This is a genomic window from Winogradskyella psychrotolerans (assembly GCF_018860545.1).
In the GTDB taxonomy this organism is placed as follows: Bacteria; Bacteroidota; Bacteroidia; order Flavobacteriales; family Flavobacteriaceae; genus Winogradskyella; species Winogradskyella psychrotolerans_A.
Window position 1 is genome coordinate 623,165 of record NZ_JAHKPN010000011.1, and the last position, 16,151, is coordinate 639,315.

12 protein-coding genes are annotated in these 16,151 nt (G+C 33.7%); 4 read left to right on the plus strand and 8 right to left on the minus strand.

What is annotated here, in order from left to right; all coding sequences use genetic code 11:
- Positions 1-34 precede the first annotated feature (34 nt).
- The 5 genes from KO515_RS06020 to KO515_RS06040 form a co-directional block, all read right to left on the minus strand.
- Positions 35-349: an STAS domain-containing protein gene (locus tag KO515_RS06020; RefSeq protein ID WP_215935462.1), complete on the minus strand. Its 315-nt coding sequence runs from the start codon at positions 347-349 to the stop codon at positions 35-37.
- A gap of 637 nt (positions 350-986) precedes the next feature.
- Positions 987-1,562 carry a PhnA domain-containing protein gene (locus KO515_RS06025; protein WP_215935463.1) on the minus strand — a complete coding sequence of 192 codons (576 nt, stop codon included), beginning with the start codon at positions 1,560-1,562 and terminating at the stop codon, positions 987-989.
- 89 nt (positions 1,563-1,651) lie between these two features.
- Positions 1,652-2,617: a type I phosphomannose isomerase catalytic subunit gene (locus tag KO515_RS06030; RefSeq protein ID WP_215935464.1), complete on the minus strand. Its 966-nt coding sequence runs from the start codon at positions 2,615-2,617 to the stop codon at positions 1,652-1,654.
- 11 nt (positions 2,618-2,628) lie between these two features.
- The gene (locus tag KO515_RS06035) at positions 2,629-3,114 is read right to left on the minus strand and encodes a glycosyltransferase (protein ID WP_215935465.1); all 486 of its coding nucleotides are present in this window, start codon (positions 3,112-3,114) and stop codon (positions 2,629-2,631) included.
- A 27-nt stretch (positions 3,115-3,141) separates the two neighbouring features.
- The gene (locus tag KO515_RS06040; RefSeq protein WP_215935466.1) at positions 3,142-4,326 is read right to left on the minus strand and encodes a response regulator; all 1,185 of its coding nucleotides are present in this window, start codon (positions 4,324-4,326) and stop codon (positions 3,142-3,144) included.
- A gap of 183 nt (positions 4,327-4,509) precedes the next feature.
- On the opposite strand from KO515_RS06040, the gene KO515_RS06045 reads away from it, so the two are divergent.
- The 3 genes from KO515_RS06045 to KO515_RS06055 are packed head-to-tail and all read left to right on the plus strand — an operon-like array spanning position 4,510 to position 10,348.
- Positions 4,510-7,599 (plus strand): hypothetical protein, encoded by a 3,090-nt coding sequence (locus tag KO515_RS06045; protein ID WP_215935467.1) that lies wholly within the window; start codon positions 4,510-4,512, stop codon positions 7,597-7,599.
- Entirely contained in the window at positions 7,599-8,816 is a 1,218-nt protein-coding gene (locus KO515_RS06050; RefSeq protein ID WP_215935468.1) for a hypothetical protein, read from the plus strand. The genes KO515_RS06045 and KO515_RS06050 overlap by 1 nt, the downstream gene beginning before the upstream one ends.
- Positions 8,810-10,348 (plus strand): glycoside hydrolase family 2 TIM barrel-domain containing protein, encoded by a 1,539-nt coding sequence (locus KO515_RS06055; RefSeq protein ID WP_215935469.1) that lies wholly within the window; start codon positions 8,810-8,812, stop codon positions 10,346-10,348. The genes KO515_RS06050 and KO515_RS06055 overlap by 7 nt, the downstream gene beginning before the upstream one ends.
- Here KO515_RS06055 and KO515_RS06060 read toward each other — a convergent pair.
- Both KO515_RS06060 and KO515_RS06065 read right to left on the minus strand, forming a co-directional pair.
- Positions 10,317-11,543 carry a glycosyltransferase gene (locus tag KO515_RS06060; RefSeq protein WP_215935470.1) on the minus strand — a complete coding sequence of 409 codons (1,227 nt, stop codon included), beginning with the start codon at positions 11,541-11,543 and terminating at the stop codon, positions 10,317-10,319. The genes KO515_RS06055 and KO515_RS06060 overlap by 32 nt on opposite strands.
- 109 nt (positions 11,544-11,652) lie before the next feature.
- Positions 11,653-12,915, minus strand: coding sequence for an oligosaccharide flippase family protein (locus KO515_RS06065; protein WP_215935471.1), 1,263 nt, complete (start codon positions 12,913-12,915; stop codon positions 11,653-11,655).
- A 148-nt stretch (positions 12,916-13,063) separates the two neighbouring features.
- On the opposite strand from KO515_RS06065, the gene KO515_RS06070 reads away from it, so the two are divergent.
- Complete coding sequence (locus KO515_RS06070; RefSeq protein ID WP_215935472.1) at positions 13,064-15,106, plus strand: tetratricopeptide repeat protein; 2,043 nt, start codon at positions 13,064-13,066, stop codon at positions 15,104-15,106.
- A gap of 134 nt (positions 15,107-15,240) precedes the next feature.
- On the opposite strand, the gene KO515_RS06075 is transcribed toward KO515_RS06070, so the two are convergent.
- Positions 15,241-16,107, minus strand: coding sequence for a hypothetical protein (locus tag KO515_RS06075; RefSeq protein WP_215935473.1), 867 nt, complete (start codon positions 16,105-16,107; stop codon positions 15,241-15,243).
- Between the last annotated feature and the right edge of the window lie 44 nt (positions 16,108-16,151).

The window sequence follows — 16,151 nt, forward strand, 5'->3', positions numbered from 1 at the left end:
CTTGGAAACACTTTATAGTAAAATTTACTTATAGTTAAGCCGCAACCACAGCATGTGAATCAACCATGGTTTGTTTTGGTTCCTCAGATTTAAAATGCTCGTATAGTTCTTTACAGCCAATACCAATTATAGATAGTTGTTTTGATTTTGTAATGGATTCATTATGTAATTTTGCTAAGGCCATTACACCTGCTCTATCAATACTATGAACCTGTTCAATATCCAGTAGAATACTATCAAGTTTATCAAATACGTTTGAAAAATGTGCGTCAAAGGTTTTTAGATTCAGCTTATTTAAAGCTCCCTTAATTTGAAAACGATTGTTGTAATTTGAAATTTGTAAATCCATAATAAATAATGTTTAAGCGTTCACACTAATTTGAGGCTATTAATCAGTAAACTTTGTGTTATTATTTAGAGGGATGACCACAATATCAGACATTTATATCATTATTTTAAGATATATTCGATGAACCGTTACATTGAATGGATTATTTGAAATAGTCGGTTGATTGTCTCGATAAACAGCATGTTTTAAATCCAATAAATTGTAAGAAAATAAAGCTTGAATCAATTCAGAATCAAGCTTTTATAGATGTATTCACATAACCATAGGTTAGACCACAATGATTTCAAAAACTATATACTTTTTAAGTACATTAGATGATCGAACAGGTCGTTTTTAAACATTACCGACTATAATTTAACTTACAATAAGACGTCGTCTATACAATAAGTGCATTCGCATATGCGAATCCTTACTTCTGCAGCGTCTAGAGACAATGAATTAAGCAGTTTTCGCGTATGAGTCTTATTTGTCGCACAGCTCAAAATTTATATTTTTGCATTATGCAATACAAGTATAAGATTATAATAATGGTAATATTAGCCGCAATTACAATTTATGGATTAGTAACTGGGCAATATTTGTTTATGGTATTTTTAATACCATTGAGTTTTGATTTTTTTAATAAGAAGGATTCTGATTAAGTTTTCTTAACGTATTCTGTAATGATTACAATTTGCTGTCCATCCACTCGACCTTCAATATAAGTTTCGTTTTCGTGATCTAATCTAATGTTTCTAACCGCAGTACCTTGTTTAGCCACCATACTAGAGCCTTTTACCTTAAGGTCTTTTATTAAAACGACAGAATCACCATGTTCTAAAATTACCCCATTAACATCTCTGTGAATTAATTTATCAGCTTCATCTTCGTCATCACCAGAAGCTTTAGCTAACTCTAAGACCTCATCTTCCATATACATCATACCTAACAAGTCTTGTGTCCAGTCGGCTTTAATACGATTCAGCATTCGCCATGCCATAATCTTCACAGCATCGTGCTCACTCCACATACTATCATTAAGACACCTCCAATGGTTAGGGTCAATAGCATCTGCATCATTCATTTGTTCTATGCAGGTTTTAGACGCGTATAATGCTGTTTTCAATCCATTTTCTGGTATATCTGGAACGATATAAACAGATAAATTCTCTTCGCTTCCACTAAGCTCACATTTTGAGCCACTTCGTTTTTGTAGTTCTCTTTCTAATGACATAATAAAGTATAATTATACTGCAAATGTAAAATTAATTAAGACTTTTTATCATTTTTTCAGAAAGGCTTTCAAACTATACTACAATTTCCTTAAATATAGACTTCAAGTAGTTTTGCGCTTTTAGAATTAAATATTACTGAATCTGTATTTGCTGGTATTAAAATGGTTTCTCCCATGTCTACAATTTCAGTCACATTATTTATGGTAACCTCCGCAGTACCTTCAACACACATAAATATGACAAAAGAATCTAAACTGCGATAATCTCGTTTTTGATTTGATTTGACTTCAAAAATATTAGTCGTGAAAAAATCACAATCCACCAAATTACTCGTTTGATCTGCCTTTAATTGGTAATTACGTTTTCCATTAGACGGAAATGATTTTGTTGCGGCTATTGCAAAATCCGTATGTAATTCTCTTTGATGACCATTAGTATCCGTTCTATCCCAATCGTAAACACGATAAGTTATATCACTAGTTTGTTGGATTTCGGCAGCTAAAACACCTGCTCCGATAGCATGAATTTTTCCGGCTGGAATAAAATAACTATCTCCTTGTTTTACTTTTTCTGTATTAAAAACAGCATCAACATTAGATGCATTTATAGAATTCAACACATTTTTATCGACGTCATTATCTTTCAATCCTAATACAATCTCGGCATCTTTATCGCTATTCATAATGTACCACATTTCTGTTTTGCCAAAAGAATTATGTTGTGCTTTTGCCATGTGATCATCTGGATGTACTTGCACAGATAAATTGGTTTTAGCATCTAAAAACTTAATAAGTAAAGGGAAGTTTTCACCAAAAACGGCAATATTCTTTTCTCCTAAAAATTCACTTTTGTGCGATGCAATTAGATGGTTTAACGATTGACCTTTGTAAAGTCCGTTTGAAACTATAGAAATATTGTCTTCAACACCAGAAATCTCCCAGCTTTCACCAACATTATTTAAATTGGTTTTTTTGTGTAATAGTTTAGACAACTTTTCACCTCCCCAAATTTTTTCTTTAAGTATAGGTGCGAATTTTATTGGATATGCTTGCATGATGCTTTTATTTAAAGCTGTTTTTGAAATTGAAGATTCACAAAATGGTTGTCTTCTATTATTTTTTTGAGATAATCTAGTAATGAGAATATACTCTGAAACAGCGTTGGTCTCTTTTTTAGTGTCTTGATTTTATAATTTAAAATAGCATTTTGATTTTCGCTAATAAGCGCTATTAAACCATTTAACCCATGTTCATTAAGATTTAACAAGTTGACGGAAACATAACTTAAATGCTTTAAATCGAATTCGCTATACATAAATCGTGCTCCAGCTTTAACCGCGGCAATATCTGATTTAAATTTTCTCACATTAACGACAGAGACATTACTACACTCTTCTTTGACTTCTTTCAACATGTCGTAAGTAGCATCTTTACTATCATTATTAACCAGACATAATTCTAATTTAGGCGTCTGTTGAATTTGTTCAATAAAATAAGTGGTGTCCATATCGTTTTCATTATTATGAAATATTATAATGATACCTGCTTTCATGACGTATAAATTTGATAAAGACCGTAATTAAACGACTTCTAAATGGTTTGAAACGGCTACTTTTTTACTTTCTTTTTTTCCACCGTAAACCCACGCTATTTGTCCTAGTTGAAAAACGATTTTTACTGAATCCTTCATCGATAATTTAGAACCATCCGCATGAATCCAACGTTTTAAAGGTTGCTCACATAACATAGCCTTTGCTTTTTTCAGTCCGAAATGAATACTCATTCGTTTAAATATTTCGACATCAAAAATCCATTGGGTTACAAATTTTTCACTGAACGCAACATCAATAACATCCTTACTAAAGATTTTTGCACCACATTGTGTGTCTTTAAAATCCATTCTTAAGATTTTTCTAATGATAAAGTTGATGGTTAAACTGATTATCTTTCTTGCGGATTCTTTCGTAATGTTTGCTCCCATTCTAGAGATACGCGAACCACTTACAATTTTAAAATCTGATGTTTCAATGGTTTTAACTAAGTCATCAAAATCGGCTAAGTCAGTCGATAAATCCGCATCTAAAAAACCTATATAATCTAAATCTTCTTTTTTAGCCATATGCAACATACCTAAACGAACCGCTTCAGCCTTACCTCCATTTTTTTCACAATCAAAAACTGTAATAAAATCCTCTCTTCCTTTTTGAAGGTCTTTTAAAACACTTAAAGTATTATCCTTACTACCATCGTTTACAAAACATAAGTGATATCCTGAATTTTTATCGATATAGGTTAAAAACTCATCACTCAACAAACGCTCTTCTTCATTATAACAAGGAATCACAACACCAACACAACGTTCTTGAATCATTACATCACTATTTGTAATGCTGTTTACAACTTCGGGTGCACCAATTAACCGTTTAACGCGAGCACTAATTTCATTAAGACTCAAAGGTTTTTTCATGTAATCATTAATTCCTAATTCAAAACCTTCTGTTATAATATCATCTTGTGTATTTCCTGATAAAACCATGATTGGCGTTCCTGGATTTTTAGAAGCTCTAATATGTTTTACCACATCTAAACCTGTTACACCAGGCATATTAATGTCAACAATTACTAAATCTGGACTAAAAGTTTCATATAATTCTATACCTTTAGTAGCATTGGTTTCAATTTTTACATCATAACCCAGTTCTAATAATCTTTTCTCTAAAGGCAATAAAACTAATTGTTGATCGTCGATGGCTAATATTTTCATAATGAATGCGTTTTTATTTCTTATTTACAGGTCAAAATTACCTAACAAGACGCTTGTAAAAATTAAATTTAGCTGAAGCTCATACTTAGTGTAGACGAATGGAAGTTTTCTGTAGTTAATTAAAAAACGAAGCCCTATTTAAATTATATATCTTTACCCTATCGTTATCGCTTAGGCTTTAAAATGAAGGAAACCTCAAATAAATACTTAATTGCAGCCCTACTTTTAGGATTGGCTTTTCATGGCAGCTCCATATTTTTTACTTTGGAAACTACTTATGATGCCTTAATCCATTTGTTCTTTGCAGACCATTATGCGAATAGTTGGTTTGAACCTTGGAACTACGAATGGTATACGGGTTTTACAGTGCAAAGTTATCCGCCTTTAGTACATCAATCTATTGCCTTACTCTCTATGATTGGTGGCTTAAAGTTTGGAATGTTTAGTGTCGCCTTAATTGCAATAGTCTTATTTATTACTGGTGCCTATCGGTTTTCATTACTCATGACGGGTAACAAAACCGTAGCGGGTTATGCCGCTCTTTTGGCTGTATTTTCATCTTCTTTTGTAGAAACCCTTCATATTTTTGGGCAATTGCCTAGCATTGTTGGTGTCTCGGTGTTAATGCATGCCTTACCCGAAATTTATTTATGGTTAAAAACCGGTAAGAAATGGTATTTAGCAACCAGTTTGTCTCTTATTGCCGTTACCGTAACATCACATCATGTGACTCCTATTTTTGGGATGGTCTTTTTTATCTTTCCGTTAATAGGTATGGTAATTATGGATGTCTCGAGAGCGCAAGTGAATTCTATGAAAGAGGTCACCTTCAAACTCTTTTTAAATAGCTTTTTCAAACTTTTTAAACGGATTGTAAGCTTCGGCATGTTGTCTTTAGTTTTAATTATTGGTTGTATTTTTCCGTATTGGTTAAACTCAAAAGCCAATCCTATAACACAAGTGCCGATTCCGCATGGTTCTCGCGATAATTTTTTAGAAATCACATCCTCAGGACTCGTGTTCTTTTTAATTCCTTGGGGAATCTTGTTAGTCTTATTACCGTATATCTTTTACAGATACTACAGTAAACGCTATCTGTTTTTTGGGTTATCGGTTACCATTTGTACCATTTTAGGTACTGGTGGCACCACGCCTATTCCTTTAAAAATGTTAGGTGAAACCGCTTTTAATATCTTGACTTTAGACCGCTTTACACTTTGGGCGTCTATTTTATCTATCCCATTAATGGGTGAATTTACCTATCGCTTTGTTGAAGGCGATTTAAAAGAATTGATTCAGTCTAAATTTGGTGCGGTCTATCACCGAATTATAGGTGGCATTTTAGCCGGATTAGCTGTATTTATGGTGGTGTTTACCATGAGTTTAAATTACTTTAGGCCATCGCAACCTCAGAAAATTAAGATGTTACCTATTGTGAATTTCTTAAACCAAGATGACCATGATAAATGGCGTTTTTTAACGCTTGGTTTTGGCGACCAAATGGCTTGGCTTAGTGCACAAACCAATGCTATGACAGTAGATGGCAATTACCATTCAGCGAGACGTTTACCAGAACTCACCACACGACCTATTGAACGTTTAGAAAACTCGAAGTTTAAAGGCGTGGCCGGCATTGGGTCCCTACAACAATTTTTAACGACGCCTGAAAAATACAATCTCAAATACATTTTTTCTAACGATAAGTTTTACGACCCTATCCTCTACTTCTGTGGTTGGCAACGGTTACGCCAATTAGAAAACGGCATCATGGTTTGGGAACGGCTTAATATTCCGCCAGTGTCATCTATTTTACCCAAAGAAGATGTGGCTAAATGGCTTAAAATTCATTGGGGAATAGTACCATTTTTAACTGTATTAATCGCTTTTGTGTTAAACATACAAATGCTATGGGTAAACATGCTAAAAACGCGCTTTAAACCTATTCCAGATTTTTTAAAATACTCGGTGAGCTACCATAAATTTAACAGGAACGTTCTGCGTGTCACGCATATTTGGTCGGTGTTTTTGGCGATTATACTATGTTATGGTCTCTATATATTCTACCTTAAAAATGACTCACAACGCAGTCCTGAAAATGCCATTATCGCCTATTACGATGCTTTAGATTTTAAGGAATTTGAAAAAGCTCACCAATTGATAGATCCCAATAGTAATTTGCCAATTGCACAGTATATGTTGGAAATTTCTGTGACTGATGGTTTATTAAGCAGTTATGCTAAAATGGATGCCATTGAAACAGAAATCACACAACTTAACGATAGTACGGCTTCTGCAAAAGTGACCACCCAATGGATAACACCTTTAGAAAAAATTGAAAAGATAGATTATAAAACCCTATCTAAACATCGTAAAAAATGGTATTTACACCCCGACGATTTAAATAACGATTTACCACCAGACCAATTGTACTCGGCTAATGCCACTAAATATTTTAATCAAGGGCGACGCCGTATTACCACCGAACAAACCCATCACGAAGACATTTTAAAACAACCTGTTTTAGAAGTCGTTTTGGCTAAATTGGTGCAATACGATGGACATTATGCCATTATTGGTGAAATTCAAAATATAGATAATGTGCCAGCAGACGTGATTTTAAAAGGCACCTTATATAACGACGATAATAAAGAACTGGCGACTTACAATGCTAAATACCATATGAAACATAAGTTGATGCCTAAAGAGTCGACCAGTTTCCGTATTAATTTTGAAGGTATTGCCTGGTCTAAAACACAAGATTCTATTCCAGATACGTTTAATCCGGATGAATTTACACCTGTAGAGTTTGAAGAACAACCTACCAAATTTAACTTACAAGCGGCAGGAAATGTCTCTGGGTCCGATTTATATAAAAGTGTCGTGTTAAGCGCTATCAATATTAAAGATAAAACCATAAGTGGAAACTTATTTAATAGCGGCATTCAAGAAATTACGATACCTCAGCTATTAATTACGTATTACGATGAGCAGAAAAACATGCTTTGGGTAGACCATGCTTTTGTAAAAGAAGGGGTACGACAACAACGGAAACAAGATTTTGAATATCCGATATTGCATGCAGGCAAAGTGACGTTGATAAATGATGATATGACTAATATTTTTGTCAACGGCTTACCTAACGCTGCTATTTCTGGTAAAATAGTACCCAATAGAATTGAAAATCATTCAGCATCTCAATTACAAAAAATTGAACATCCCGATTTTAGTTATATTAAAATAGACATAAACACATATATAGGAAGTCCGAATTAATGCCATTTAAACACACATATTTGTTCCTTTTAGGATTGATACTATTATCATCTTTTGCTGTAGTACAAGACAGTGAAACGACTCAACCTATCCAATTGATTACCACACAAACCGATTATAACGTTGGTGATAGTGTAGTTTTAAAATTCTCTACTTCGGAAGGCGAACACCCACTACTCTATTGTTCTAACAGTTATGGGTCTACTTTGGTGACTGCCGAATTAAATGCAAATACCCTTCAATATAAAATTCCAGAAAACATCACTAAAAAGATAGGTGCTGTGAGTTGGAAATTACTAGATAAAACAACGTCACTATCAGGGACGTTTACCATGAATCCAAAAGCTGAAGTGGCAACTATGGAAACCTATATTGGACCGCCAAGTATAGAAGCTGGTGGTACAGATTATACCATGTTGGTCGTCATTCCTACCGATTCATTAGACAATCCGGTGCCGACAAATACTTTGGTAAATGCTAAGCATCAATTTTTAGCATCAGAAGAAACTACAGACATTTTCACTAAGAATCTAATTGCGTATAAAAACATATATTCTAAACAAGAAAGCGGACGTATGTTAGTGTCTTCAGAAAGTTTAGGCATCAACTCTAAAGAATTCACGATTAATGTTTCTGCTGCCATTCCTACAGATTTTACTATTTCGGCAACACGTCCTCATGCCTATGCCGACGGTAATCAGATTACAACATTTTCAACATCTATTATAAAAGACAAACAGAATAATGTAGTGAGTGATGGTACATATGTTACGTTTTTTATCACCAATCAAAAACAAAATATTCTAAAAACCACAGGAACAACTATTGATGGTATTGCCCAAGCAAAAATTATACATCCAGATTATAAAGATGCTTGGACTGTTAAAGCCTACGTCGATGGTATGGCAGAAAGTGAAAGTATTGCATTACAATACAAATCTGTTATTGAAGATTATAATGTAAAATTTTCAAAGCAAAACAGAAGCATTACGGTTGGGCCTTTACAAAGTTTTATGGGACAAATGATTCCGGATGGTTTACATGTAAAACTTCATATCTATAAAGCAAATAAACACATTGAAACTCTGACCAAAACATCGTTTAATGGGTATGCCAATTTCAATTTAAAACCCGCTATTTATAGTAATGGCAACTATAATTTCAGTATAGAAACGGCTGGAATAACAAAACAATTCAATACTAAAAAACTATGGTAGGTCTTAATAAAAATATACTACGTACCATTTTAATTATCTCTTATATTATGGTTATTGCCTTAATTATTTCGGGCCTTAGCGCTGTATTTAGCTACCTCAATACAGGTGCAGACCGAAGCAGCATGTTACATACCGAAATTCAGAAAGTTGAACAATACATGCCTCAATTGGTGTGGGAACCTTTACAAAACGAGGGTCGTCCCATGGATAACGAAAACTTAAATGCTTTACAAAACGATTATTTAGATGCGTGGTATGTAAAACAAATTGCTTATAAAACCAATAAAACAGCAGGCATCAAAGACTATTATACCGATAGTGCTCGAAAAAACCTGTTCGACTTTATAGCCTTAAACAAAGCGGAAGACATCACAATTGATGCTACCACTTTAAAGCACAATCCGACTTTAGAATTTTTTAGTGAAGATGGTCAATTAGCTGTTATTACAGATAGAAATGTGGTAGAATACAAACGCGTGTTTAAAGCGGAACAATTGGTTTTGGAAACCACAGAAACTTCGACCTATAAAATGGTGGTTTTACTAGAAGATGGTTTTTGGCGCATTCGGCATTTGGTTAAAGAACACAGTGAACCTTACACATTTGATACCGAACCAATCAATACGGCTAATTTAGATATTAAAGGTATAAATTACTATCCGCAAGCCAATCCTTGGGATATGTTTGGCGACGATTTTTCGACCTCAATCCTATCAAAAGATTTTGACATTATTAAAAATGCTGGACTAAATTCGGTGCGTATTTTTGTACAATACGAAGATTTTGGCAAAGCAAACGTAAAACCCGAAAAGCTAGAAAAACTAAAACAAACTTTAGATTTAGCTGAAGCTCATAGTTTAAAAGTTGTCTTAACTTTATTCGATTTTTATGGGGATTATTCGGTGATGGATTGGACATTAAATCAGCATCATGCCGAAGCTATAGTATCAACATTTAAGAACCACAAGGCACTTCTTGCTTGGGACATTAAAAACGAACCCAATTTAGATTTTGAATCGAGAGGTAAACCTAATGTTATTGCGTGGTTAGATAATATGATAGATTTTGTAAAATCTGTAGATGCTTCGCACCCTGTAACTATTGGCTGGTCTAATACCCAAAGTGCACCAATCTTAAAAGATAAAGTTGATATCGTTTCCTTTCATTATTACGAAAATTTAGAGCATTTAAATGACGCTATAAAAACCCTGAAAACCGAAATCCCGAATAAACCATTGGTATTACAAGAATTCGGGCTATCCTCTTATTCAGGATTATGGAAACCTAATGGAGCTTCAGACGAAGACCAAGCTAATTACCACAAAAAAATCCAAGAACATATTGCAGCTAATAATTTGCAATTTATGTCTTGGACACTTTACGACTTTGGTAAAATACCAAAAGAAGTCGTAGGGAGACTTCCTTGGCGCCAAAATGCTCAAAAGCACTTTGGATTTATAGATGAAAATGGAATTAGAAAACCTTCTTTTTTATTTATTACTAATAAGAAGGCTTCTGCGCAGCAGCATTAACATTAGGGAATGTTATGCGTTTTTCATCTATGATATCTTGAAAATTCTCTAAATACATATCTGCTATTTGAGACATTGGATGCGCTGTTGCAGCATCATAATTAATTTTAGAAAGCTTAACTCTATATGCTTCATCTGTTACTATCGCTTCTATAGCAGAAGCCAAACTTTCAACACTTGTAGGCTCAAAAAACTCGCCTCTATAGCCTTCATCTTTTACTAATAAGGCTAAGTCACCTAAATCTGGCATCACTACTGCTTTTCCGTAACTTCCAGCTTGATGCAACACTCCTGAGCTTCCTGTTGTAGCCGTATAAGGGAAAACTACCACAGCACTTTCGTTAAATAAGGTTGGGACTTCATGTTCTTCAACATAACCCGTAAAACGGACTTGAGGCACATGCTTATAATCTTCTTCTACTTTAGCTAAATATCCTGGTACATTTGGGTTATCTGTTCCGGCTATTACCACTTCTAAATCTAAACCTGTTTTAGCTCTCACCATTTCAACAGCTTCAATCATACCTTCTACTTTTTTGTAGGTTCCAAATTTTCCGAAGGTCATAATTTGTAATGGTCCTTTTGGTAACCTATAATTTGGTTCTTCTGGTATTTCAAAGGTGCCGTGTGGAATTAATTTTACATTAGGTGACAAATATTTTATCTCTAAAATATTCACATACTTTTGCATGGTTACTGCAACGATATCAGCTTTTAAAATAAGCTTTGTCAAACTTGTGCCAATAAATCCGTAGATCTTCTGCATGATTTTATTTGAGGTAAACCCTGCACTTCCTAAATCGACTTCTTCTAGAATATTGTGTAGCAACACGATGTTAGGAATCTTTTTCAACTTGCATACTAATGGTAACATTAATCCTAAGGCAGCTGCTATCTTTTTGTCACCAAATTTCATAAACTGTAGATTGAATAATACAGCATCTGGCTTTGTGGTATTGATGGCTTTTGTTACTGAAAACAAATTTTTGTAGCTATTAAACGACCAGCATTCTTTTATAGTAATCTTACAACCTTCTTCCGTAAATTCTATATCCTTTGCTCCTTCAGTTCTGTCGGTTAATAAGATTAATTCTGTAACAGCTTCCTTTTGTCTAAACTGCTTTACTAAATGATAAGCATACTCGTTTAAAGTGACTTTACTTGGTGGATATGCGGTTACAATTGCTAGTTTCATAATAATGGTATTTTTAAATGTTTTAATTAATTACAATGCAAATTTGAGGTTTTATTCGGCAGATTTTTGAGAGTTTCGATAGGGCGACTTTTAGTGTAGACGAATGGAATTAATCCTTAGATAAAGCTTTTTTCTGAGTCGATATTTCAAGCTTAAAAAACACTAACTGTATGATTAACAACAAAGTCATTGCAACAATTTGCATGTGCACTACTTGTTCTAAACTATCATGAAAAAAGATGACTAATAGCATTTGTAGCATACCGAAGACACCAGAAATAATCACTGGCACGTATTTATCTAAAGACAAATAATAATACGCGAAGATGTTAGATATAGCGAACATAGACGTGGCGATGGCATATTTCCATAAAAGTGGTGCCATGGCAATATAGTGTTCACCAAAAAGTATTTTAATTATTAATTCTGGAAAACTTAAACAGGTTAATACAATAATGATAGAGATCACAGCAATGTAACCAACATACTTAAATAAAACGGAAGCTGTTTCTTTGCCTTCTTTTTTCAACTCGACAACAGCTGGCAATAATAACATCACAAACATCCAAGCTATAAAATATACGATACGACCAATTAAGGCTAAGGATGCATATAAACCGGCTTCGTAAGATTCAAAATAATGTTTGACTAATAGTATATCACTGTTATTAATAATGATCTGAGTCAGCTCATAAAAAGCCGTAAGCAAAAAGAAGTTCTTAATTTGTTTGCTATAATCTTGCGCTAGTGGTTTTGTTTTCTTTAGCGTGATGTCTTTCATTTTAAAAGGAAACATTCCAAAAACAAAAGAAATTACAATACCTATAGCAATCACTGCTGATGATTGTATATTAAATAGAAATATTAAACCCAAGGTTATGATCAGTCTACTTAGCATTTCACCTTGATAGGTTATCGATAAAGATTTATATGCTTTTTTCCCCTGAAAGGCGCCTCTATTCACGCTCATTAAAAAGTAAAGTGGTACACCACAACCAAAAATGATAAACATGGTAGACGATGAGGTATTAAACAAGGCCATTAATTGCGATGAAAAGACAATAATTGCTAATCCTAATAACAGACCAACAACAAAGGCTTGTTGGTACACTTTAGCTATAAAGTTTGTAAACACCGCATTCTCGAACAACACGGAAAATTTTGCCGTCACCAATTGAAACGTCATGGCCATAAAAGAGAGTACCAATAAAAATGTAATGAGCACTGCAGCATCTGCAAATTGTGCTGGTCCTAGCACACGCCCCAATATAAGATTGTAGAGATAGTTACCACCATTAACGGCCAAAACACTGACCATAAATAACTGTTCTGGTGTTAATTTTCTAGACTTGATTAAAGTTAATAATTGCATAATTTTTAATGGTTATTCGTTTAAATCTGACGCAAATATCCAAGGTATTTCCATGTATGTTCTTTATATTTCGATGGATGGCATGTTGCTGTAGGTGAATGGAGGACATATGCGCCGTAACTTGCACTTAGTTAAACAAAGAGAAATTATGACTTTGAAATCACTTATTAATGTAGCCTTATTTTTTATCGTATGTAGTGCGTCAGCACAAAACATGCAAGAGGGTTTTACCTATTTAGAAACCGGAAAATACAAGCAGGCCGAAACATTTTTTAATACCATATTAAAGGACTATCCTAATAATAAGACGGCACGTTTGTGTTATGGTCGTGCTATTGGACTGAATGGACAACCCGAAGCAGCCTATACCTTATTCACTGACTTACTTGCCGATTACCCAAATGATTTTGAAGTAAAACTAAATTATGGTGAGTCCTTATTATGGAACAGCAACTTTACCGATGCTAAAGTGTATTACCAAGGTTTAGTGAATGAAGACCCAAAGAGTTTTGCTGCATTATTAGGTTTTGCTAACACCCTTTCTAACTTAAAGGAATATGAAGCGGCTTTAACCATGGTGATTAATGCTTTAGAAGTTTCACCAGGCAACCCAAATGCTTTAGTCTCTAAAAAGTATATCTATTTAGGCTATGCGTACCAAAACCAACAAGCTCAGAATTATGATAAGGCTGAACTACTTTTAACCAAAAACCTTGAATTATTTGGCGATGATAAAGACACTTTATTAAATCTAGCGAATCTCTATTTAATATGGAATAAACTCGACAGTGCGAAAATCATGTACAACCGTTTAGCTGAACAACCAGAGCATAAAATTATTGCTTTAAACGGCTTAGCTTTAGTAGAACACTTAAATGGTAAAGAAAAGAAAGCTTTAGAATTAAGTACTGAAGCCTATAAGAGTTTAACCACAACTACAGACAGCAATATTACCCAACAAACCACAGAACGTTATGCACAAGCTTTAATCTGGAATAAAAAATTCAAAGCGGCCACCACTTTAATAGACACTTTAAATACAGAGCACTCCAATGAAAATTGGGCATTGGCCTTACGTGCCACTTTAAACATTTATAAAAGTAATTTTAAAGAAAGTTTAAAGGATTACAATACGATCTTGGCGAACGACAGCACGTCGTTTGATGGTAACTTAGGAAAAGCCAACGTGCTAAAAGCCTTAGGATATTATGATGATGCCTATACCTCAGCAGAAAACACCTTAAAGTTTTACGACAACCAGAAAGATGCGGTTAATTTTATCAGTAAATTGGATCATAGCTTTGCTCCCGTTCTAGAATCTAGCGCATCACATACTTATGATAATGGTGATAACAAAGCCTTCGCTTTTTCTAACGCTGTAGAATTTCCTTTATCTACCAAGTTTAAGCTTTTAGGTAATTACAATTACAGAACTACGAGCAATACCGTAACGGATGTCAGCGCCAATTCTAACAATTTATCCTTAGGGTTAGGTTACCAACTTTTACCAAGTATTACATTTAAGGGTACCGCAGGCATTACCGCTGCAAAAGCAGAAAGCACCGATTACACACAACTGTTGACTGACATTTCTTTTAATATCAAGTCTTTTAAACGTCAGACCTTAGATATTGGTTACAAACGTCAGGTTGAAAGTTTTAATGCCGAATTACTAGACCAAGAATTGGTACAAAACAATTTTTACGCTAACTATAACTTAAGTACTAATTTTAACTTAGGTTGGTTTACACAACTCATGTACACGTCACAAAATGATGGGAATAAAAGAAACCTATTATTTACCTCATTGTATTATAACTTACTACCAAAACCAGCATTAAAAGTAGGTGTGAATTACCAACACATTACGTTTAAAGAACAAGTACCAACCATCTATTTTAGTCCTGAAAAATTTAATGTGTATGAGGTGTTTATGAACGTGATTAAGAATGAAGACAGCTCAAAACCTAAATCATGGTTTTACAATTTAACGGCGGCGTATGGTTACCAATTTATTGAAGACGATGAAAAACAAAGCACGTATCGTTTTCAAGGAGCATTTGGGTATAAATTCTCGGAACGTAGTTTATTAAATGTGTATGGCACCCATAGTAATATTGCCTCTGCAACGGCTGCTGGTTTCACATTCACTGAAGTAGGACTACGTTTTAAATGGCAGTTTATGAAGTAAGTTGGTTTTGGGAAATGGTTTTGTGTATGATTAGTTGCGTGTTTAAGCACTAAAGTTAGCAAATAAATCACAGATAGAAAGACCGCGAGGACTTTCGTAAGTAGGCTATAACTAGCAATAAATTAAATACGGTGTTAGCAAATGCCATTTATGAACTTGTCAATAATATCAAATGGAAATTTATTAATAGTTAATTGCATTCCCAAATCTGTTTTATTTTTTTCAGTAAGTATTACCAAAACTCGTTTGTCTTTCCTTTCTTTTCTATATGGTTGAGTGAAATTATTGAGCTCTTTTAAGCTACTCATAAATTTCTCTTGATATAGCAGATGTATTTGTTTCGAAAAATTTTCGATTGCTTGAAAATTAGTGTTAATAATAGGATTGATATTAAACTTATCTTCCATATTCTCTAAATCACTTTTGACCTTTTGTTTCCATTTTTTATACTCTTTTAATAAATAATCTTTTTCAAACTGAAAGTTAACTTCAATCCATTTATTTTGATTGCTAAACTCCAAATCAGTTACTGCAATTCCACAATGTTGGCAAAAATTCCGAAGTTCATATATAAAGCGATATGAGAATAAATTATCATACGCTTTATTTGTCATTAATTTAAAATCTCTAAATTCTTGGGATTTAGCTCCAAACTGATTATTGATTTTTTTTTCACAATGTTCAATGAACATTTTATATGAACCTAAATAATTAATTAATAATCTATTAATTTCAATTTTTAGAAATGTGTATTTTTCATTTCCAATATTCATAAAGTGTTTTGTGTCACTCAAAATTTCGTTAATCTCTTGAGTTTGAAAGTCAATTAATTCTTGATAATTTAATTTATGCACAAGGAATAAGTCCATAAGATGTTGAGTTTCATCTATGATTTGATTACAATTTTGGTACATTAAAAATTCCTCTTCATTTATCTCTTTTATAGGCGAGAAATTAGGTGGGATTTCAGATTCACCTAAATATGCTAATTGTCTTTTCACTGGTTTTTGCTAACGTGTTTGTCTATGATTAGTTGCGTGGTTAA